Here is a 21,948-nt window from a genome sequence, read left to right on the forward strand (position 1 = left end):
TTTCATTCGCCATTCACGTGTTTGTAGCAAATGTCAGAATTCTTGTCCGATTGCGAAAAGCGATTCTCGAGAATCGGTAGGTGCCGTGCCTCCGTGCCGGCACATTTTTCATGATAAATCGACCAGTTCGGACTGGTAGAGACGCTGGACCAAGCCTTCCTTATTGAAGGAAGGGTGTTCAAGAGGTCAGAAGTTACGTCAACTGCTATACGTGTTTTTCTTTCTTCCTGTAAACCGCTCGCGTGATCCACTCAACGAAATTTGATACGGTATATCGATGAACTTCTTGGAGGCTGACATGGAGCCTTTGTTGATATTGGCGGGTATTATACTCACTTTGATTCTTCTCAATGGATTGTTCGCGTGCATGGAGATTGCCGTTGTCTCGGTTCCGAGAACCCGGTTGAAAAGATATCAAAAGGAAAAGCGTCCCGGAGCGGCTACAGCGATAACGCTGCAAAAGGAAATAGACCGTTTTTTTGCCACTGTACAGATCGGCGTCACTTTCGTGGCCACTCTGAGTTCCGCCCTTGCTGGTGCATCGGCTCAGGAGATATTTACTCCCGTTCTGGAAAAATTGGGGGTTCCTGCCGATTCTGCGACGGGTCATGTGTTATCCATTCTCGCGATAAGTGTCACTCTTTCCTATATAAGCCTGGTAATCGGCGAATTGGTTCCCAAATCGTTGGCTCGTCGATACCCGGGCCGTATCAGTTTGATGTTTGCCCGCCCTTTCAAGATATTTGCCGATTCAATGCTGCCGGTCGTGTGGGTTCTAACGAAGTCGACAGCCGGAGTGCTAAAACTGCTCCGAATAAGAGAAACACCTGCTCCTTCTCTCACACCGGAAGAGCTGCGGATGATGGCATCGGAACTCCTGGAGAGCCGTCAAATCCCGCAGCGGATCTATGAAATGCTGGTGCGAGTGACCCGATTTTCACAGATCCGAGTCGAAGACGTGATGATTCCCCGTGCAAGGATGATCGTCGTTCATGCAGATTCAAGAAACGATCCGACTTTAAGAGACAAGATCCTGCGTATTTTCAGAAAACATCCGTTTACTTACTTTCCCGTGATGGACAGGCGCGACGAGAACGTGCTGGGCCTCGTGAACGTAAAGGACTTGCTGCTACGAGACAAACAACATGCACCATCCGAATTGCTGAGACCCGCTTTTTTCGCGGTCCGCGGTCAAACACTGGACCGCATACTCTCAGTAATGCAGATTCACGACGAACCAATGTGGGTAGTAGTGGACGAACATGGCAATATTGACGGAATCATTACCCTGGAAGATGTGCTCGAGGAATTGATCGGTGAAATGGAATCGATTACTCCGGTGGAAATGACTTCGCAAACACCCCAGTCTGCTCCTAAAGAAGACTTCGAGTTTACGACCGACGGGTTGATCACTCTTCATGAATTACAGGAACAGTATTCAATCTCGTTGCCTCAATCCTTGTATTATTCAACTCTTGCCGGTTTTATGCTCGACAAATTAGGTAAAATTCCTTCTCCCGGTGACTATGTGGAATTCGAAAATCTTCGGTTCGAAGTACTAGCAATGGAAGAAAACCGAATTAAGGAGGTGCGAGTGATGCCCCTTAAGACCTCGACTAAAGAATAGAAATCGCCTCAAAATCTCTTGACATCAATTTCACCCGTTGCTACATTTGTCGTGTGCGGGCATAACTCAGTTGGTAGAGTGCAAGCTTCCCAAGCTTGATGTCGCGGGTTCGAACCCCGTTGCCCGCTCCAGAGTGTGGTTGAACACCACCCGGGTCTTGTTCCCGGGTTTTTTATTATCGGGAGCAGAGTGGAGTCAGTGGGGTTACGCAGCAAACTCGATAGTATTAAAAGGTGCTTGCGTGTAGATGAAAGTAGATCGGGAACTTATTACCGCATTGTGGGCAATGATAGAACCCTTGCTGGATCCGGAAGGAATAGAGCTGGTAGAAGTCGAATTCAAGCTCGAAGCCGGACGTTGGGTCCTAAGACTGTATATCGATGCTCCAGGTGGAGTGACATTGGATGATTGTCAGGCCGTCAGCAGGCAGGTGAGCGCTTTGTTGGATGTGAAGGATCCGATAGAACAGGCATACGTATTAGAAGTTTCTTCTCCGGGAATTAATAGGGTTTTGAGGAAGTTGCAGGATTTCAGCCGGTTCGCCGGTTCGCCGGTTCGACTGAAGACTCGTGCCAAAGTCCAGGGCAGACGAAACTTTAAAGGAATGCTTCAGGGCGTGGAGAATTCTAAGATAGTGCTTACATTGGAAGGCAACAGAATTGAAATCGATCCGGAGGAACTGGAAACAGCCCGCCTGGATCTTCCGGAAAAAGAACTTTTTCGTAATGACTTAAGGAGACGATCGGCATCGGGGGATTGACCATGAATTTGAACCGCATGATAGACCAGGTTGCAAAAGAAAAAGGAATACCGAGAGATACTCTGGTTGAGGCGCTCGAAGCCGCACTGGTCTCAGCAGCACGCAAGAAATACGGAAACAGAGTTGAGCTGGAAGCTCAGTTCAGTGACGAGACCGGCGAAGTAGAGGTCTTCCTCTTCAAAGATGTCGTGGAGCAGGTTGAAGACACCACAACGGAGATCGATCTGGATACTGCCCGGCGTGAATTGGATCCCGAAGCGGAAATCGGCGACCAGCTCGGCGTGAAAATGGAAACGGAAAGCTTCGGACGAATTGCAGCACAGACGGCCAAGCAGGTCATTATCCAAAAAGTGAAAGATGCCGAACGAGAAAACATCTACACGGAATACAAAGACCGGAAGAATGATATCGTTACCGGGATAGTGCAACGGTTCGAGAAGCGGAACATTGTCGTCAATCTGGGACGAGCCGAGGCTGTGTTGCCGTTTAACGAGCAGATCCCTACCGAATCCTATCGACAGGGTGACAGGATTCGGGCACTCATATTGGATGTGCGGAGAACTCAAAAAGACCCCCAAATCGTGCTCTCAAGATCGAATCCTGCATTCCTCGTCAAGCTATTTGAACAGGAAGTACCGGAAATAGCCGAAGGTATTGTCCGCATTATGTGTGCGGCGAGGGAACCCAGTCAAAGAGCCAAAATTGGTGTCAGATCCTCCGATGCCGATGTCGATCCGGTAGGTGCCTGCGTAGGTATGAAAGGTTCGCGAGTTCAGGCGGTTGTCCAGGAACTCAGGGGCGAAAAGATAGATATTATTCCATGGCACGACGATCCTGCTCACTTCGTCTGCAATGCATTGCAGCCCGCCGAGATCTCGAAGGTCATAATCGATCAAGCCACCGGCACCATGGAAGTAATCGTTGCCGACGATCAACTTTCGCTGGCCATCGGAAAGAAAGGCCAGAACGTCAGGTTGGCTGCAAAACTGACCGGCTGGAAAATAGACGTCAGGAGTGAATCCAAAGAAGAGAAAATTACCGGAGAATCGTTTGAACGATTGTTGGCAATTGACGGAATGGACGAGGAAACTGCGACCATACTGTTTGACAATGGATATCGCAATCCTGAGGACATAGCACGGGCCACACTCGCAGAGCTGACGAGCTTCATGGGAATCACTCAGGAAAGAGGAGTAGCCCTTCTTCAGGGTGCTCTGAGATATCTCGCCAACCCACCTGAGGAACTGGAAGCCGATCAATCAGAGATTGAAACTGAATCTTCGGATGAGGAAGTTGAAGTTTCCGGCCAGACTGAGACGGAATCCGTGGTGGAACTGAGAGCCGGTCATCAGGAAGCCTGAGCCGGACTGCGGGACACTGAATGGAAAGAGGACATATTCCCGTTAGACGCTGCATTGGGTGTGGACGACGACGACCGGCCCGGGAGATGATTCGTTTGACGGCAATAGATGACAGCGTAGTAAGTAGAACGACAAAGGGAAAAACTCCGGGAAGAGGCTGTTACGCCTGTCCCGAAGAAAAATGTTTGGAAAAGGCCCTACAAAAGGCCCGTCTCGAAAAGGCGCTACGTCGTAAAATAACGACTGTCCCGTCGAAGGAAGGACTGCTTACAGGGCTCAAAGAGGGGATGACTTAATGACAGTTTTTACCGTTGATGACCTGGCCCGAGATCTGAAGGTCAGAAACGAAGACCTGCTCAGGGAACTCGTTACCATGGGCTATGAGGTTGAAGGACCTGAAAGCTCGTTGGAAACCGACGATCCTGCTGCATTGCGCGCGCAACTGGTGACAATTTTACCTCAACGGGAGGTTGTGGAAAAACGTATTAAACCTACCGTAATTAGGCGCCGCGCAAAACCTACCCCGTTTTCAGAGAGAGAAACGCAGTCGCACCAGGAGTATGTAGCTCACGTCGATTCGGAAACGGTTCAAGAACCGGAGTCCGAAGGGTTCCCTGAAACACCGGAACCACCATCTTCCCCGCGCGAACCACTTAGAAAGCCACTGAAAAAAATGAGAAAACCTGAACCGGCTAGAATTATCGAGATGGCGCCAAGGCCTGAACCACCCAAACCGGTGGAACCCGAGATTCCTCAGCAGATACCTCCGAAACTCGAAGTCGTCCCCTCCCCTGAGCTCGAGAGGCCCGTCATCGCTCAACCTGAACCCGAGCCTCAACAGGAAGTCGCCGAAGAGCCGGCTCCATCGGTTGCTCAGGTAGAGCCGATTTCGACGCCGGAACCTGCGCCTGAACCTGCTGCAGCCCAAGGGCCGGCACCCGTCACGGCAGAGGCACCCGGTACAGCAGTACCTGAACAACCTGCAGGCGAGGAAAGACGCGGCTTCGATGATAGACATCCGCGAAAAAAGAAGAAAAAAGAAAAGCGGATGCAGCCGGCACAGATTATCGGCAAAGTGGAACTCAAGAAAGAACCGCCCAAAGAACCGGAAAGGGTCGAGCGTGTAGTAGAGCAGCCCCCCGCTCCCAAACCTGCGTACGTTCCTCCGCCCGTCGCCCCGAGAAGAGTAGAGCAGCCGCAGATTACTCAGTTCGTGCCGGATGCTGTTTCGGAAGAAGTGAAACGCAAGAAAAAGAAGAAGGACCGAGAGACCCGAGAGGTTCCGGACGAACGATTCGATGAATCAAAAATCCGGCGTCGCAAAGAAGTGGTCCTCAAGAACGACCTCTACGATGAAAAAGTGCGGGCCGGCCGCATTCGGGGCAAAGGGAGGAAAGCCAAGCCTCGCAAGACAGAGATTACGGTTCCCAAGGCAATCAAGCGCCGGATAAAAATCCCTGCGTTGGTCACCGTTTCCAATTTGGCCCACAAAATGAGTGTCAAGGCTGCAGACGTGATTCGACATCTGCTGACACTCGGTGTACATGCATCGATAAATGAAAACGTCGACTATGATACTGCAACGCTCGTCGCCTCCGAATTCGGATTCGAGGTGGAATCCGCCGAACAGAGCGAGCAGGATCTGCTTCCCACCGTCCGACTGGATCGGGCAGAGGAAATGGTCTCGAGACCTCCGGTAATAACAGTCATGGGACACGTCGACCACGGAAAAACATCCCTCTTGGATGCAATCCGGGAAACCCATGTTATCGATCAGGAAGCTGGCGGAATAACTCAGCATATTGGTGCATATAAGGTCAAGGTGCCTAAGGGCGAGTTGGTATTCCTGGACACTCCCGGACACGAAGCGTTTACTGCGATGCGTGCAAGGGGTGCTCAGGTAACGGACTTCGTCGTCCTGGTGGTGGCTGCCGACGATGGTGTCAAGGACCAAACGATAGAGGCCATCAACCACTCCCGTGCCGCCAATGTTCCCATTATTGTGGCAGTCAACAAAATAGACAAACCCGAAGCCGACCCGGAGAAAGTAATTCGGGAACTCAGCCAGCATGAACTGATCCCCGAATCCTGGGGAGGAGACACCCTTTTTGCATACGTAAGTGCCAAATTCCATCAGGGTATTGACGAATTTCTGGATCTCATTCTGCTTCAGGCAGAGATGATGGAACTGAAAGCAAGGCCTGACAAGAGAGGAATCGGTGCCGTCATCGAGGCCCGCCTCGATAAAGGAAAGGGTCCGGTAGCCACGGTCCTGGTGAGGGAAGGGACCTTGAAACTCGGGGATGCGTTTGTCGCTGGTATCCACTATGGCAAAGTGCGAGCTATGCTCGACCACGAAGGCAAACCGGTGGAAGAAGCCGGTCCTGCCACTCCTGTGGAAGTGCAAGGATTCGCCGGAGTTCCCGAAGCAGGCGATGTGTTCCTGGTGGTGGATGAAGAGCGAATTGCTCGACAGATCGGGGAACATCGTCAGCAGAAAATACGTGAACACGAGGCGGCAATAGTCAGTCCCGCATCGGTTGACGAACTCCTGGCGAGAATGCAGGAGCAGCCGGTAAAGGAAGTCAACATCATCGTGAAAGGTGATGTGCAAGGTTCCGTGGAAGCCCTCAAAGAGGCACTCTCCGGAATTCCTTCCCAGGAAGTCAAAGTGAAGATCATACACAGCGGAGTCGGCGCGGTTACAGAATCCGATGTCATGCTCGCAAGCGCTTCCAAGGCTCTGATTATCGGATTTAACGTGAGGCCCACTCCCAAGGCCGCTCAAGTTGCTGAGCAGGAAAAAGTCGATATTCGAGTCTATTCCATCATCTACGAAGCCATCGAGAATGTCCGGAAGGCTATGGAGGGCATGCTCGCACCGATTGAAAGAGAAAACATTATGGGACGTGCGGAGGTTCGACAGACCTTCAGTGTTCCCAAGGTCGGTATGGTTGCGGGATGCCATGTTGTTTCCGGGAAGATCGAAAGATCGAATCAGGTTCGCTTGCTCAGAGACAACGTGATGGTATATCAGGGCAAGATCGTGTCCATGAAGCGCTTTAAGGATGACATCAAGGAAGCCCAGGAAGGATACGAATGCGGTATCGTCCTGGAGAATTATCGGGACGTCAAGGTCGGCGACGTCATAGAGGCGTTCACAATCGAACAGGAATCCGCAAAACTGACTCCGTAACACGTGTTGCGGTGGTCGATCAACAAAAAGCACCTCTCTTTCTGGTGAGAGGACACGGCATTCGCATGGTTGTTGGTATAGGCGTCATCGAGTTGATGGTTCACAATTCGTCCTCGCTGAAAGCTAAAAGACAGGTGGTTAAGAGCATACTCGGAAAGGTTCGTAGTAAATTCGACGTATCCATTGCTGAAGTTGCGGATCAAGACAAGTGGCAACGGTGTACCATCGGATTCTCGGTTGTCACCAATGACAGTGGGTACGCTCACACTATGCTCGAGACCATTATCAACTATGTGGAAAGCCTTTACTTGGCCGAAATAGTAGACTCCCGCATAGAGATCGTCCATTACTAGTTCCAAGCCAATTCAGGAACAACATCCAAGAACTCCGAGACATGGCAAATTTCCGAAAAAATCGAGTAGCTGAACTCCTGCGCCAAGCCATCTCCGATATTGTGATTCTCAGGATAAAGGATCCTCGAGTCCAGGGAATTACCATAACGGAAGTGCAAATGAGCGCAGATCTTAAGTCTGCAAGAGTTTACTTCAGCAGTCTAACGGATGGTAAAACCGAGACTCACCTTCAGGGGCTGAATGCGGCTGAAGGATTCATACGGCGTCAGCTCCGTCAGGAACTGGACCTCAAGTATATTCCCGAGCTGGCGTTTTTCTATGATACTTCTTTCGATAATTTTCATCGGATTAATAGGATATTGAAGGAAATCGGTCCCAAAGATGATGATGAATCCTGATATTCCCGTGCTGCTCAAGAATGAAGACCGTTTTGTGGTGGTCTCTCATACAAATCCGGACGGAGACGCAATAGGCTCCCTCCTGGGGATGTACCTGGCCCTCAAGGAAATGGGCAAAATCGTCTGGGCGCTGACTGACAAGGAATTTCCGCACTTGTACGGCTTTCTCCCTGGAATCGCGGATGTTCTTACCGAGCCATCGAGTATACAGTCGCCGAATTGGATCGTGGTTCTGGATGTCGCAGACAAGCCTCGTATTGCAGGGGACATTTCTGGATTTCAGAAAAACGCGAAACTGATCAATATCGACCATCATCCGACCAATCCGGCCTTTGGAGATGTTAACTTCATCGATACTTCAGCAACATCGACTGCGGAGCTGGTATTCAGAGTACTCAAAGGTGCCGGGTACGCGTTGAGTACGAATGTAGGAAAATGTCTCTATACGGGCCTCGTAACGGATACCGGCTGTTTCCGATTTTCCGGCGTGAACAGTGATACTATGCGAATAGCAGCGGAGATGCTCGACACGGGATTTGAATCCTACGAGATTACCCGCCGAATGTTTGAGGAGTTCCCCCTCGCGAGACTTCATCTGGAGCGCCTCGTGTTGGACAGAGCAGAGGTTCTGATTGGTGGACGGCTTGTCCTCAGCGTTTTGAAAACAGACGATTTCACGAGGCTTGGAGCTGACATGTCCGATGCCGAGAATCTGGTGAACCGCCTGAGAGAGTACCAAGGGGTACAGGCTGCGATTCTCATCACGGATATGGAAAACGGACTGGTACGAGTGAGTCTGCGATCGAAGGATTCGGTGGATGTTTCAGCAATCGCGCAAACCCTCGGCGGTGGCGGCCATAAATATGCTGCTGGCATTAAATCAAAGCTTCCTGTGAACGAGCTCAAGGAAAGACTGGTCCATGCAGTGAGTGATGCATTCGAGCACGCGAACTCTCAGTAAGTGCATGTGATGCTGAGATAACGACGCCTCCTCTCCATCTCACGGAGAATTTCTTTCGAATTGGCGTGATCGCTCCACTCTTCGACTATACGATTTGCCAAAACTAATGTCCGACTGAGGACAGGGCTACTGGTAGGTGCCGTGCCTCCGTGCCGGCACATATTCAATATTAGTAAGTGATATCGGTATGATGGACCGACAGGGACCCCGGTCCCTACCAATATTCTGTAATTCACACGCGGGATAAGCGACTGAATTTTTGGTACTGACTATAAGATACTCAAATATATTGTCTTTCGAAAGATCGAGCCTTGAGCTTGCTAAAGCATATTATTGACTTATTGAATAGTTTCCTGGTATAATTGAATAAAATTTGACTCACTATTCCAGGAGGCTTTCTCATGTCCCGCTGTTTTCTCATAACTGCATGTATTCTCATCCTGATTGTGTCCGCAGCACCCATCAGTTTGGCGGGACAGATGTTTCCCCAGGCTCCTGCATCGGTTTCCTGGCTGCCTCATGGATACGGTCAGACGATGTACGTCGATAACACGGTATTCACGCGACAAAAGGCTATTCATGGTTTCCGGAGTTCCCCTTATCACACAGGGAGTTGGGCTCAGCCGTTATGGGGATGGGACATAAACGGTTACTACCGCGGACCTCAGGCTGTCCAGGTGGACCCTGTGGAATGTCAGTTGCCCATAGGACTGATTTATCCGGAGAACACTCCTCCCCCACCCCCGATCGGCCGATGAAGCTTTCGTGTGGTTCTGAAAAACGAAGACGATTTATAGTAAGTGCAAAGACTAATGTCTGATTCGGAAAAAGAGTATTGGTGGGTGCCGTGCCTCCGTGCCGGCACGTTTTTCAAATACAAATCAACTAGTTCGGGCCGGCAGGGACGCCGGCCCCTACCAATATCCTGTAATCACACGCCGGGATAAACAACAGAATTTTTTGGCACTGACTAATAACAATATAAGAAGCTTAGAATAAGCTTCGGGGAATCACCTTTGATGGGGTTCCCCGATTGTTTTTCGCCGGGCTATGACCGGTGCACCAGGTCCAGGCTTCTGGAGAGAGGCATGTTGGGGTTATCGGGGGTAATTCTTACCACATATCCGTACCGGCCTGTATCGCTGAGTTCTATCTGTCCCGTAAAGAGAACGTCCCCGTTACTCTGCATAGACGGGTCCGGCTGAAATCGTACAACGTGCCGCACTTTGAAATTATCCCAGAGGTCAACCGGACCGTGGAGCAGTTCCACTTTGAATTCATGGGGCTTGTGACCGGCTGTGTCTACCCGGACCACCATTTCAACCATCTTTCCTTTGAGCGCATCAAATGCGTTCTTAATGCTCACGTCTTTCACACGAATCTTGCCCCAATCTGACTTCAGACCTTTTTCCCAGGCCACCATTTCCTTGAGTACCGCGAAGTTATCCATTCGGAGTTCCCGATAAGCTCTTGCCGCAGGAACATAGCATTTCTCGATATAGTCGCTGACCATACGATGTGAATTGAACACAGGGCAGATGGTTCCGATTGATCGCTTCATCATACGTATCCATCCACGTGGAAGATCGTCATCGCCGCGATCGTAGAAAAGAGGTCTGACGCTTTCTTCAAGAATATCGTAAAGAGCGCGGCTCTCGATATCATCCTGATACACGGAATTGTCGTATTCCTCTCCGGACCCGATTGCCCAGCCGTTGTCCCCGAGAAATCCCTCGTCCCACCAGCCGTCAAGGATGCTTACGTTAAGTGCCCCATTGGCAGCGGCTTTCATCCCTGAAGTGCCGCAGGCCTCCAATGGCCTTCGCGGAGTATTCAACCAGATATCGGCTCCCTGAACGAGATATCGAGCGACGTTGATATCATAATCCTCAATGAATACGATGCGATTCAGGAAAGGCTCCTCCTTCATATGCTGTACGATCCTGCGGATAAGCTCTTTTCCGTAATCGTCTGCTGGATGGGCTTTCCCTGAAAAGATCAGTTGCACGGGCTTGTCGGGGTTTCCGAGAATGGCAGCCAAGCGCTCCGGTTCACGAAACAGAAGCGTAGCTCTCTTGTATGTGGCAAATCTTCTTGCAAAGCAGATGGTGAGCGCTTCGGGATTCAGCATGTTTTCGACTGATTGAATTTCCCGTGCCGATGCGCCCTGATGGACATACTGCTTGATCAAACGTTTTCTGGCAAAATTAACCAGCCTCGCCCTGCATCGTTCATGAACGCGCCATAGTTCTGTATCTGGAATTTGATCGGTTCGCAGCCATATTTTTTCGTTGTCCGGGTCTTCAGTCCAGCCCGGGCCGAGATACCTGTCACAGAGCTTGTGGAGATCGCCGGAAATGTATGATGGAATATGAATTCCATTCGTGATGGGGAAAATCGGGACCTCGTCCATATTTGCATTGGGCCAGATTTCATGCCACATATCCCGCGTGACCCTGCCATGAAGGCGGCTCACCCCATTTGCCCGGGTAGTCATACGCAGTCCAAGCACAGGCATGCAAAAGCCTTCTGAATAATCCTGGGGCCTTCTTCTTCCCAGTCCGAGAAAAGAATCGAAATTCATCCCGAGATCTTCCACCGGTTTCTTGAAGTACTTTTCCATAAGTCCGCGATCGAAGACGTCATTGCCGGCAGGAACAGGCGTATGAATGGTAAGAATGCTCTGGCTCGTGACCATCTCCTTTGCTTCTTCCAGAGAAAGACCCTCTTCCTGGATGAAGTAGCGCATTCTTTCAAAAAGGGTAAACGCTGCATGTCCTTCATTCAGATGATATGTGGCCGGTTCTATTCCCATCGCCTTGAGAGCCTTTGTCCCGCCGATTCCGAGGAGTATTTCCTGGCGGATTCTCATTTCCATGTCTCCACCATACAAGCGAGCTGTGACGCTCCTCATGTGCGGCGAATTCTCAGAAATATCGGCATCGAGCAAATAAAGGGGCACTCTGCCCACCATTACTCGCAGAACCCGGAACCATAGTGGTTCTCCAGCCAGTTCCACGCTGATGATCAGCGTGTTACCCGCAGCGTCAGTTTGTTTTTCTATGGGTAGGGTGTCGAACGCCGTACGGGGATAGTATTCTTGCTGCCATCCTTCGGGTGACAGGGATTGGCGGAAATAACCTTCCTGGTACATCAGCCCTATCCCGACGAGCGGCAGGTTGAGATCGCTTGCCGATTTAAGATGATCCCCGGCAAGAAGTCCGAGGCCTCCGGAGTAGACAGGCAAGCTCTCCGTCACTCCGAACTCGAGAGAAAAATACGCGGTTGTGAAATCTATCGGTTCTTCGAGGCGATACTCATAGGAACGAGTGCTTCGCACGTAAGATCGAAATCGCTGCAAAACCCTTTCCGCATAGGCTTTATATCCCACATCCTGTTGAATCTCGCCGAGCCGGTGGCTGGATAATTTTACAAGGGTCTGCAGAGGATTGTGATTTGTTCCTTCCCAGAGTCTCTCATCGAGGTGATCGAAGAGATCCACGGCCTCGATATTCCAGGAAAACCACATATTTCCCGCAATTTCTCTTAAAATTTCAAGCGCCCCTTCCATTGGAGGCACGACGACGTATTTCTTCAGACCCATGAAAACCTCACTCCGGGGTTTATCGGGATGACCGACAGCACATCGGCTCCGGAAAGTATATCATAAAATAAGGCAGGGCTTCTCTGCCGGGGAAGAATTAAATAAATGCTCATAAAACGCCCCTCCAATGAGAATCCTGGAAATGCGCGTATGAGCATATAGAAGTCTGAAAAAGGGACGGGAAACAGTTGACTTCACGCGCCGGTATAGGTAAGCATGATAATGTTAAAGGTTGTGTGCTGGTTCGTCCAGCGGGACCGCCTTCAATGCGGCACGGGCTTATGTGGCAGAATGCCGCTGAATCTCGCCCCTTATGAACATCATCAATAGTTCGGGGACTGTGCAATAAGGTCCCACAAAGAGGATTGTCGATGCCCAAGTCTGAAATCTTACAAGACAAGCTGATCCTTGCGGTGGATGATGAGGAAGATGTCCTGGACATCATTGAAGAGGAACTTTCGGAATCCGCCAACTGCACGCTGCACACGGCTACAACGTTTGAGAAAGCCCAGCAGTATCTGGTTTCGTACACCTACGATCTTGTCATCCTCGACATTATGGGTGTGCGGGGGTTCGAGCTTCTCCAGATAGCTCACAATGCAGGATTCCCGACCGTAATGCTCACCGCGCACGCCTTCACTCCGGATGCCTTGAAAAAGTCGATAGAATTGGGCGCTCGGGCATATTTGCCCAAAGAGAAACTCGGATCTCTTTGTCCCTTCCTTGAGGATGTCCTCAAGCTGAATTACCAGTCTGCCTGGAAGAAAGCGTTGGACCAGGTAGGTAGTCTGTTCAACAAGAAATTTGGGTCAGACTGGAGAAAATCTGAGAATGAATTCTGGCAGGATTTCGAGAAGAAACTGACAGTGGACGAGGCCGCAATTATCAAGTAATGGTGCCGGATTTTCCAGGACATTCGGCCGTTTCCTCATGAAATCGAAACGGCCGAATGTCCTTCCATAACCCACATAAAAGGAGTTCCATATGACAGACGTGGTAATCGTGTCCGCTTGCCGCACGGCGATAGGTGCGTTTGGCGGCACTTTGCGCGATATGCACGGTGCGAAAATTGCCAGCGTGCCGATGAAGGCTGCTGTGGATCGCGCAGGGATATCTCCGGAAATCATTGACGATGTTCGATTCGGATGCTGCTTGAATCCTACCGATGCAATGAATGTTACGCGTATCGGCGCTCTCATGGCCGGGATTCCGGAATCCGTTCCGGCTGCGACGATTAATAGAGTGTGCATTTCCGGGATGGAAGCGACTCTGTCAGGTGCGGCGATGATCAAAGCCGGTGCAGCCGATGTCATCCTCTCCGGTGGTGTGGAACACATGTCCGGCGTTCCTTATACCCTGGAAAATGCCCGATGGGGAATGCGCATGGGGAATGGCGTTGCCGTGGACGCTATGCAAACCGGCCTTCATTGCGGTTCTCATTTGTTGCCGTATCCGCAGGACGGGCCCGTGGAATTCTTCAGGGGTAAGCCCTACATCATGGGACATACGGCAGAGTTTGTGGCTCTCAAACTGGGGATCTCGCGACAGGAACAGGACGAGATCGCTCTCAGGAGTCACAATAATGTGGAACGCGCCACACAGGACGGCTCCTTTGCGGAAGAAATCGTTCCTATCAGCGTCCCTCAGAGAAGGGGAGATCCCAAGATTTTCGATAAAGACGAACACTTCCGACCCGGCCTGACCATGGAAGCTCTCGCCAGGTTACAGCCGGTTTTCATTCCCAAGACAGGAACTGTTACTGCCGGAAACGCAAGCGGCATCAATGACGGCGCAGCGGCCATGGTGCTTATGTCCGAAGAACGCGCCAAGAGCGAGGGCCTGACTCCTCTTGCAAAGATAAAAGCCGTCGGCATGGGCGCATGCGATCCCACAATTATGGGACTGAGCCCTGTGCCGGCTGTTCAGAATCTGCTCAAACGTTCGGGAATAGCCCTGAAAGATTTCGAGTTGATAGAGCTCAACGAAGCGTTCGCCGCTCAATACCTCGGATGCGAACGGGAACTCGGACTCAATCGAGACATAACGAATCTGAACGGTTCCGGAATCGGTCTCGGGCACCCTGTGGGTTGCACGGGAGCACGTCTGATAGTCAGTCTCATTCATGCACTGAAGAAGAAAAACAAGAGCCTGGGACTTGCCACACTTTGTGGAGGAGGCGGAGTCTCCATGGCATGCGCCATTGAAATGATCTGATCTCTCGCACATTCACCGGCCCGCTTTAATTCGGGCCGGAATCTCTATACAGAGCAGGTGAAAACCACCCAGAGGCAAGCATAGTGTCCGCCCCAAAGAAAATCAGTGCTAAAGCGATCATGACGGATTTAAAGGCCGGGTTGACGGACACGCAGCTCATGGATAAGTATGACATTTCATTCCAAGGCTTGCAGGAACTGTTCGAAAAACTGATTCAGGCGGGTCTTGCCACTCCGACCTATTTCGAGAAGAGGTCCGTGAAACAGATCGATACTCCCAAGGAGTCGGTGAAGACGTGCCCATATTGCGGGTACTCTTCCATGGATCAGTTTCGCGAATGTCCCCGGTGTCAGCAGGAGACCTCGGATTGGTTGAATACCGTGGAGTTGACAAAGATTCTCACCGGGTCTTTTGACTGAGTATATTCGCGTAAATGCAGTGAAGCATTCTCCAGATCAAATTCAGCTTAGAGCATTCAAGAGACCACTATCTCTTGTATGGACGTGGGATAAGCGTCAGAATTCTTGACAATTCTAATACGGACCGGCTATCCACCCAGAATGAGGTAAGTGAGCAAGCGTATACAAAAGAGCACAATCGCTAGTATCGCAATTATTCCCACTATGCGGTGCACTCTCGAAGCCAGGATCGAGAGTCTCTTTGCCGGCCCCCCGTGGACCTCACCGCGGTTGGCGAGAACAAAATCGATTGCAAGCCCACACACTATCAATACGAGAAGTATGATTGCATATTTCATGAATGAACGCGAAGAACCCTATGCCCGAGCGGGCGTGATTCTAACGGCCGATCGGTGAGTTTTACCGGAGAAGTTATGGAAGTATCTTTCCTCAAAATGCACGGCACTATGAACGATTTCGTCATTTTTCACGACCTGAACGATACTGTGAGTCTCGCTGGTGACCAGGTCGCCAAATTATGCGATCGGCGGGCCGGAGTCGGAGCAGACGGAGTTATCGTAGTCAGACAATCAAGTATAGCCGATTTCTTCATGGATTACATCAACGCGGACGGCTCCCTTGCGGAAATGTGCGGGAACGGAATACGCTGTCTGGCAAAATATGTTTATGAGAAGGGACTCACTGCAAAAATGCGGTTACCCGTCGAAACGAGATCCGGAGTAAAAATACTCGATCTCATCCCCGGACCGGATGGGACAATCGGAAAGATCAAGGTTGATATGGGTGCACCGGTGTTCGACCCTGAACGTATTCCCGCAGCAGTGAAGCATGAACCGCCTGTCATCGACTTGCCTATTGAAGCTGAAGGGAGGCTGTTCCACGCCACCCTGGTGTCTATGGGTAACCCCCATTGTGTAATCTTCGTGGACGAGGACCCTGCTCCGCTTCCTCAACGATACGGACCGTCACTGGAAAAACACGCTCTGTTCCCGGCCAAGACAAATGTGGAGTTCATACGGGTCATAGATCGGACTCGTTTGGAAATGCGGGTATGGGAGCGGGGGAGCGGTGAGACATATTCCTGCGGCACAGGAGCCTGTGCTGCGGCAGTTGCTGCGAACTTGAAAGGATTGACGGAATCCTCCGCAACAGTCGAGCTGTTGGGCGGTGAACTCGAAATTGAATGGAAAGGCAGTTCTAATCCCGTCATCATGACCGGATCGGCAGTCGTTGTGTTTGATGGTAAAATCACTATTTGATTTGTATGCGCGTGGAAAAGCTTTCTACAGTCCCATGGGGGCGTGCCGCTGCTGTCCACGGGTTGGCACCTCGTGGCTACCATTGGGCCGCCCTTTCAGGGCACAGAATTCCTTATACCCACTCATGACTGAATGGCTGCAATTTGATTATGTTTTTCGAAAGGTTGCTTGACTTTCCCCATGTTCTGAAATAGTACCCTACCGAACAATCCTGGAACGCTGTTGATTCCGGGACAAAAGCGGAACGGCATCGTCTGCCGCTGCAGCAGAAGTCGGGAGATGGGCTCTATGAAATCGAGGAATTCTCAAGCCGGGTTTACATTGCTTGAAATGGCATTTGCCGTTGTAATACTGGCATTACTTTCCGCGATTTATCTGTTACTGGTTGATTCGTATAAAGAAAGACGCATGAGCGAACAAGCCGCAAAAGTCCTCATGCTTGCAGCCAAAGCCCAGGAAGACTATTTCGCAAAAGAAAAGCAGTATTTCGATGCGGAGATTGCGGGTCGGGGCATAGACCTATATCTTACTGCTCCGGACGGCACCAAAACGGATGTGCTGGTTCCGGGAAAAGTAGTACTCAGCATGAAAACCACGGGCAAAGAAAGAAGAGCTTTTACTGCATATGCATTCTTTACCGGAAGCAAGGTGCTCCATCGCTATGATTCTCAAACAGGCAAAATGACTTCAACCTCGCGAGCCCAGGACGATGCCGGATGAGAAAACGTTGGATTGAAACTCTCAGGCGTCACGAGCTTTATCTTGTCACGTCAGTGATAGGCATTGTCTTCGTTTCGGCAATGGCGCTTGTTGCGTGGATGCTTCAGTCTTCAATTGTCACCCCCCCTTATGAAGCACTCAATGAAAGCGACCTGAGAAAAGTTTTTGCAACTGCGTACCTGAGGTTTCGTGAAGACGATCGCAGCCCGTATTTGAAAGTCGAACTGCATAACGGCACGTTATGGTGGATAAAAAGAGTAGAGTTCGATTTCGAGGGACTGAAGTATTCCCTCCGGGAAAATGACGCTTTTAGGCCGCTCCATTTTGGTGCGGTTCGATGCCCTCTGAGAAAAGTGCCTCAAGTAACGGACCGAATCGAATTCGATCTCAAAATCACGAAAGCTTCAGGATACCCCCCGGCTCAGGTCCAATGGGAAAGAGAATCCAGAAAATTTGCCGGCCCCACCGGACTCGGGCCGGAAAAGTCTTATTGATCCTGCGCACACATCTTTCACTAATCTGCAAAGCATATTGTGTAGTCAAGGCCTAATCTCTATAATAAGAAGGTTAGATCTGAGCAAAATACTTCGGCATCCAGCCGTTTTACGGAAAAAATGGAGGGGGCACATGCAACTTGTGCAAGGAATCTCTGCGGAAGATTTTAAGAAAGCTCTTTCAATAGGTCGTCCACCGAACATTGCGAAACTTTTTCCCAACAGCAACGCCCTGATCGTCAGCGGTAAAGTCATCGATCAGGCCATGATAAAAAAAGGCAATGCCATTGCTATTGCAGCCAGCGTGAGAAACGGGTTTGTGATCAAAGGCGCAATGAAGGCTGCGCAACGAGCCAATGCTGCAATTCTCATCGAGATTGCGAAATCCGAAGGCGGTAGAGACGCCTACTGCGCGGTGAATTTCTGGAATATGGCATTGCTCGTGGACCAGATCTGCAATGAAGAAGGAATTACCGTCCCGGTAGCGATTCACGCAGATCACTACGGGATCAAGAAAGATAAGGATATCGACCAGGCAAAGACCGAGATCGTCAGTATGTTCGATGCAGGCGTGACTTCGATAGCAATAGATGCATCTCATCTCCCTGATGCCGAGAATCTGTTAGCCAGTATCGCATTGAATCAATACGTTCCTGACTGGGCAGGTTATGAAACGGAAGTCGGTGAAATCAAGGGGAAACAGGGCCTCTCCACAGTGGACGAAGCACTGTTCCTGATACGCGGCTTGAACGCGCACGGCATTTTTCCCAACTGGATCGCGCTCAACAACGGAACCACTCACGGAATCGAAGCCTCCAGTGCGGGAATCCAGGTCGGACTCACTGGCCGAATACATGAGGCTCTGGAACCGTACAAGGTTTCAGGCGCACAGCACGGAACTTCTGGCAACAGCTTTGACAAGCTCCGGGAAATCGCGCAAAAAACGCGTACCACGAAGGCCAATGTGGCAACGGCGTTACAGATGGTGTCCTGGGGCTTGACAGTAAACGAGTATGGAAATGCACAACTGGATGAGAACGGGAATTTCATCAAATTGCAGGACCATGGCATCGAAGACGACGTATGGAGCGAGATGGTTTCTTTCGCCCAGGAAAAAGGCTGGAGGGGCGGTGACTTCAAGAAGTTGAATCGACCTTTCGAAAATAGGCTGCTCAGCCAGCCTAAAGCAATCCGAGAGAGAATGATCAAAGACGTGGAAGACTTCGTCTACGGCCTTATCACTGACGTGTTTAACGGCGGAGATACCGCTGGGTTGGCAATCGAGACGATTCTCAAAGCGGGTTCCTACGATCCGGGCCCCAAAGCCGAAAGAATTGAAGATCCCGCTGAATGGACAACCGAAAAAATTCGAGAAAAAGGCGCACTGATCAACTCCGACAAAGGACCTGAAGGTGACTTCGAGGATTAATGCCTTTTTCCCAATAACGGATAGAGCAAACGGCCCGGCAATTCAGCGCTGGGCCTTTTGATTTTGTTCGTTCAGGCGCATCCGTCACGTCATAGGAATTGCCAAAATCAATGTCCGGTTGAAGATTGGAGTATTGGTGGGTGCCGTGCTTTCGTGCCGACACATCTTCAATCTGATCGATGAGCGTAATGATGCCGTTTGTTTCCGTAATCATCCCGACGTACAACCGTGCCCACCTGGTGCAGCGGGCAATCCGTTCGGTGTTGTGTCAAAGTTACACCGATTACGAGATCGTCGTGGTTGACGACGGATCGACCGATTCCACACATGAGATCGTGCGGGAAGCTTTTCCTGAAATTGCGGTTATTACGCAACTCCATGCCGGTGTTTCTGCTGCACGAAACAAGGGAATTCAGCACAGTACCGGCAGGCTCCTGGCGTTCCTGGATTCGGATGACGAATGGTTGCCGGAAAAGCTCTCGAGACAGGTGAATCTCTACGGCTCGAATGGAACAGAGTTTATTTGTCATACCGACGAAATCTGGATGAGAAACGGAGAACCCGTCTCCCAGAAAGGTATTCATCGTAAGCAAGGCGGAAAGTTCTTCGAGCGGGCTCTGGAACGCTGTCTCATCAGCCCGTCATCTGTCATGATTTCCCGTGGCCTGTTGGACCAAGTGGGATGGTTCGACCCGGAGCTCCCAGCAGCGGAAGATTATGACCTGTGGCTGCGCATAACCGCTTTTCATTCTGTGGATTTCGTTCCGGAGAAGCTTGTCGTCAAACATGGCGGCAGTGGAGATCAACTCTCCATGACTACGCAGGCGATCGACATTTTTCGGATTCGCGCAATTACGAAAATTCTCGCGAACGCTGATCTGCAACCGGAATATCGCCGGGCTGCGGTAAAAGAATTAGTCCGCAAGTGCCGCATTGTCGCTCTGGGGTGCTCAAAACGAGGAAAAGAACACGAGGCTGATACGTACCTTGAACTGGCTCGATCATACACAAACAGCGATGGTGAACCCGAATGCAGTGGATCTTGACGATGTAACGTACCTGATCCCGCATTTTTCGGATATCGATCCTCTCAGAAAGTCCATCGAGCGGGTTGGACTCATCAATGCGCCCGTCGTGCAGATGTCCCCGAGTGGCGTGATAATTCCCGTGATGGGACGTCGCCGCATGCAGTGTTTGCGCGAATTGGGGAAATCCGAAATTCCTGCAAAGGTGTTGCCAAAACATATGCCCGTAGCCGACGGATTCGCTCTGGCTTTCTGGGACAACGCAGCGCATCGGAATTTCGATCCCGCAACCCGAGCATACATTGTGAAACGCCTGCTGGAGCTGAATTCAAGAGAGACCATTGCGAGCGATTTCCTGCCCGTTTTAGGGGTTGCTCCCAAGGGTCCGAGACTCGAGCTTCTCAAACGCATCGGGAGCATGGAGCACTCTGTTCTGAAAGCACTCGCCGATGCGAGGATCAATGAAAAAACGGCAGCGCTCCTCTGCGATCTGGATTCCCACGATCGTATTCGGCTCCTGGAATTGATGGAATCACTTCATCTCAATACCAACAAAATATTCGAGGTCATAAGCTGGCTCGTGGACCTTTCCGTTGTCAACGAGAAGACCATAGACGAATTGCTTGCCCGGCAAGAAGTAGGATGCATTCTAGCGGATGATTCACCACTGGTCGAACGGGCAGAACGGTTCCGCAACCTTGTCAGATCATGGAAATTTCCTGAATTGGTTTTGCGAGAACAGGAATTCCATGCCTGGGCGAAGAACATTGCTCAACCCGGAATATCCGTGCGCCCTACTCCCATGTTCGAGAATCCCCAATGCGTGGTAGAGGTACATGTACATTCATTGGATGAAGCGGAATCAGTGGTTGATGCACTGAAGCGGAAAGAGGAATCGAGGCCGTGAATTTCCCGATTCAAGAAATCTGGATAGATACGGAGGCTGCAGATGCTTCCCTGACAAAGAATATCGTCAGGAAATTCCCGCAAGCCAAAGTCATTGAAACAGATCAGAAAAATGCCTCACGGCTCATGCGGGAACTGGAATTGGCTGCGGATCCGTTTTCCAGGGGCAAGAAGATTTTACGGCTTATCAGGCATAGAGGGGTTTTCGTCAAACCGTGTCCCGGCACCCCGGAATACGTCTGCTGCGGTCTGAAAATACTGCATGTGGGCCAGGGATGCCCGATGGATTGCCGGTATTGCGCTCTCCAGGCTTATTTCAATCGGCCGGTTTTGGAATTGTTCGTGAATGTGGAAGATCTCTTCTCTGACCTCACACAGTATCTAAAGCAGAACGGGGACACTTTCCAGAGACTGTGCACCGGCGAATTCACCGACTCGCTGGCACTGGATAATCTTACCGGATTGGCACCGCGTTTGGTGGAATTCTTTGCATCCGTGCCAAACGCTTCGTTGGAGATCAAGACGAAGACCGATGCGATAGATCCGCTCCTCGATGTCGATCCGAAGGGGCGTGTGATTATGGCCTTCTCAGTGAATGCACGAGGGATCACCCGGCGCGATGAATTGCGGGCTGCTCCGCTGCAGAAAAGGCTTGAGGCAGCGCTTCGGACGCAGAAAAAAGGATATCTCTTGGCATTCCACTTCGATCCGATCGTTCCCCTCCAGGGATGGTACGAAGAGTATAGCTCAACGGTTGATTCGATTTTTCGTACGGTCGATTCCAGTCGCATTGCATGGATTTCTCTGGGTGTTCTCAGGTTCGTTGCCGGTCTCAAAGAAGTGGCGGAAGCCAGATTCGGAAAAATACCGTACTTTCATGATGGTTTCCTCAGAGGCCTGGACGGCAAATGTCGCCTGCATGCGGATCGTCGCATCGAGGTTTACAGCCGCGTGGCGGACCGCATCAGAAGACATGCTCCGGATGCACGTATTTACCTGTGCATGGAATCGCCCCACGTTTGGAAAAAAAGCCTCGGCATAGACATGCAGCACGATCGGGATTTGGAAGCTTATCTCAATTCAGCCCTGCAGAAGGAAGTAAGACCGAATCAGGGAGGAACTTCTTGTAAGAAGTTCCTCCCCGAACCCCACCTCAAGAACTTTTAACACTCGCAGGAACGCGAATTTCCTTGTCGGAAATTGGCGTTCCTGCGAATGCTAT

General features: G+C 50.8%; 21 protein-coding genes and 1 tRNA gene. 20 read left to right on the plus strand and 2 right to left on the minus strand.

Features of this window, described 5'->3' with window-relative positions; all coding sequences use genetic code 11:
* The first annotated feature begins 298 nt into the window (after positions 1-298).
* The 10 genes from DESTI_RS18495 (at position 299) to DESTI_RS18540 (ending at position 9,414) form a co-directional block, all read left to right on the plus strand.
* On the plus strand, positions 299-1,627 hold the full coding sequence (locus DESTI_RS18495) for a hemolysin family protein (RefSeq protein WP_014811492.1): 1,329 nt from the start codon (positions 299-301) through the stop codon (positions 1,625-1,627).
* 55 nt (positions 1,628-1,682) lie between these two features.
* Positions 1,683-1,758, plus strand: a tRNA-Gly gene (locus DESTI_RS18500).
* 116 nt (positions 1,759-1,874) lie between these two features.
* Entirely contained in the window at positions 1,875-2,387 is a 513-nt protein-coding gene (rimP, locus tag DESTI_RS18505) for a ribosome maturation factor RimP (RefSeq protein ID WP_014811493.1), read from the plus strand.
* A 2-nt stretch (positions 2,388-2,389) separates the two neighbouring features.
* Entirely contained in the window at positions 2,390-3,748 is a 1,359-nt protein-coding gene (nusA, locus tag DESTI_RS18510) for a transcription termination factor NusA (protein WP_014811494.1), read from the plus strand.
* A 20-nt stretch (positions 3,749-3,768) separates the two neighbouring features.
* Positions 3,769-4,044: a YlxR family protein gene (locus tag DESTI_RS31805; RefSeq protein ID WP_014811495.1), complete on the plus strand. Its 276-nt coding sequence runs from the start codon at positions 3,769-3,771 to the stop codon at positions 4,042-4,044.
* Entirely contained in the window at positions 4,044-6,944 is a 2,901-nt protein-coding gene (gene infB / locus DESTI_RS18520) for a translation initiation factor IF-2 (protein ID WP_014811496.1), read from the plus strand. The genes DESTI_RS31805 and infB overlap by 1 nt, the downstream gene beginning before the upstream one ends.
* Positions 6,945-6,955: 11 nt before the next feature.
* Positions 6,956-7,297, plus strand: a complete 342-nt coding sequence (locus DESTI_RS18525; protein WP_157212203.1) for a DUF503 domain-containing protein — start codon at positions 6,956-6,958, stop codon at positions 7,295-7,297.
* Positions 7,298-7,338: 41 nt separating this feature from the next.
* Positions 7,339-7,695 (plus strand): 30S ribosome-binding factor RbfA, encoded by a 357-nt coding sequence (gene rbfA, locus DESTI_RS18530; protein ID WP_014811498.1) that lies wholly within the window; start codon positions 7,339-7,341, stop codon positions 7,693-7,695.
* Positions 7,679-8,656, plus strand: coding sequence for a DHH family phosphoesterase (locus DESTI_RS18535; protein ID WP_014811499.1), 978 nt, complete (start codon positions 7,679-7,681; stop codon positions 8,654-8,656). Before rbfA ends, DESTI_RS18535 begins: the two co-directional genes overlap by 17 nt.
* Positions 8,657-9,057: 401 nt before the next feature.
* Positions 9,058-9,414, plus strand: a complete 357-nt coding sequence (locus DESTI_RS18540) for a hypothetical protein (RefSeq protein ID WP_014811500.1) — start codon at positions 9,058-9,060, stop codon at positions 9,412-9,414.
* A gap of 290 nt (positions 9,415-9,704) precedes the next feature.
* On the opposite strand, the gene glgP is transcribed toward DESTI_RS18540, so the two are convergent.
* Positions 9,705-12,260, minus strand: a complete 2,556-nt coding sequence (glgP, locus tag DESTI_RS18545; protein WP_014811501.1) for an alpha-glucan family phosphorylase — start codon at positions 12,258-12,260, stop codon at positions 9,705-9,707.
* Between the two features lie 371 nt (positions 12,261-12,631).
* On the opposite strand from glgP, the gene DESTI_RS18550 reads away from it, so the two are divergent.
* The 3 genes from DESTI_RS18550 (at position 12,632) to DESTI_RS18560 (ending at position 14,893) form a co-directional block, all read left to right on the plus strand.
* A complete protein-coding gene (locus DESTI_RS18550; RefSeq protein ID WP_014811503.1) occupies positions 12,632-13,153 on the plus strand; it encodes a response regulator in 522 nt (173 codons plus the stop codon).
* A 91-nt stretch (positions 13,154-13,244) separates the two neighbouring features.
* Entirely contained in the window at positions 13,245-14,474 is a 1,230-nt protein-coding gene (locus DESTI_RS18555; RefSeq protein WP_014811504.1) for a thiolase family protein, read from the plus strand.
* A gap of 83 nt (positions 14,475-14,557) precedes the next feature.
* Positions 14,558-14,893: a hypothetical protein gene (locus tag DESTI_RS18560; protein WP_014811505.1), complete on the plus strand. Its 336-nt coding sequence runs from the start codon at positions 14,558-14,560 to the stop codon at positions 14,891-14,893.
* Between the two features lie 128 nt (positions 14,894-15,021).
* Here DESTI_RS18560 and DESTI_RS30870 read toward each other — a convergent pair whose 3' ends face one another.
* A complete protein-coding gene (locus DESTI_RS30870) occupies positions 15,022-15,231 on the minus strand; it encodes a hypothetical protein (RefSeq protein WP_014811506.1) in 210 nt (69 codons plus the stop codon).
* Between the two features lie 75 nt (positions 15,232-15,306).
* On the opposite strand from DESTI_RS30870, the gene dapF reads away from it, so the two are divergent.
* The 7 genes from dapF to DESTI_RS18595 all read left to right on the plus strand — a co-directional run bounded on the left by dapF (position 15,307) and on the right by DESTI_RS18595 (position 21,893).
* Positions 15,307-16,152 carry a diaminopimelate epimerase gene (dapF, locus tag DESTI_RS18565; protein ID WP_014811507.1) on the plus strand — a complete coding sequence of 282 codons (846 nt, stop codon included), beginning with the start codon at positions 15,307-15,309 and terminating at the stop codon, positions 16,150-16,152.
* A 288-nt stretch (positions 16,153-16,440) separates the two neighbouring features.
* Positions 16,441-16,872: a type II secretion system protein gene (locus DESTI_RS18570; RefSeq protein ID WP_014811508.1), complete on the plus strand. Its 432-nt coding sequence runs from the start codon at positions 16,441-16,443 to the stop codon at positions 16,870-16,872.
* Positions 16,869-17,366, plus strand: a complete 498-nt coding sequence (locus DESTI_RS18575; protein WP_014811509.1) for a hypothetical protein — start codon at positions 16,869-16,871, stop codon at positions 17,364-17,366. The genes DESTI_RS18570 and DESTI_RS18575 overlap by 4 nt, the downstream gene beginning before the upstream one ends.
* A 133-nt stretch (positions 17,367-17,499) precedes the next feature.
* On the plus strand, positions 17,500-18,795 hold the full coding sequence (locus DESTI_RS18580; RefSeq protein WP_014811510.1) for a class II fructose-bisphosphate aldolase: 1,296 nt from the start codon (positions 17,500-17,502) through the stop codon (positions 18,793-18,795).
* A 188-nt stretch (positions 18,796-18,983) separates the two neighbouring features.
* The gene (locus DESTI_RS18585; protein ID WP_211213693.1) at positions 18,984-19,841 is read left to right on the plus strand and encodes a glycosyltransferase family 2 protein; all 858 of its coding nucleotides are present in this window, start codon (positions 18,984-18,986) and stop codon (positions 19,839-19,841) included.
* On the plus strand, positions 19,783-20,727 hold the full coding sequence (locus DESTI_RS18590) for a ParB/RepB/Spo0J family partition protein (RefSeq protein ID WP_014811512.1): 945 nt from the start codon (positions 19,783-19,785) through the stop codon (positions 20,725-20,727). The genes DESTI_RS18585 and DESTI_RS18590 overlap by 59 nt, the downstream gene beginning before the upstream one ends.
* The gene (locus tag DESTI_RS18595) at positions 20,724-21,893 is read left to right on the plus strand and encodes an SPL family radical SAM protein (protein WP_014811513.1); all 1,170 of its coding nucleotides are present in this window, start codon (positions 20,724-20,726) and stop codon (positions 21,891-21,893) included. Before DESTI_RS18590 ends, DESTI_RS18595 begins: the two co-directional genes overlap by 4 nt.
* Positions 21,894-21,948 lie beyond the last annotated feature (55 nt).

Source organism: Desulfomonile tiedjei DSM 6799 (genome assembly GCF_000266945.1).
Taxonomy (GTDB): domain Bacteria; phylum Desulfobacterota; class Desulfomonilia; order Desulfomonilales; family Desulfomonilaceae; genus Desulfomonile; species Desulfomonile tiedjei.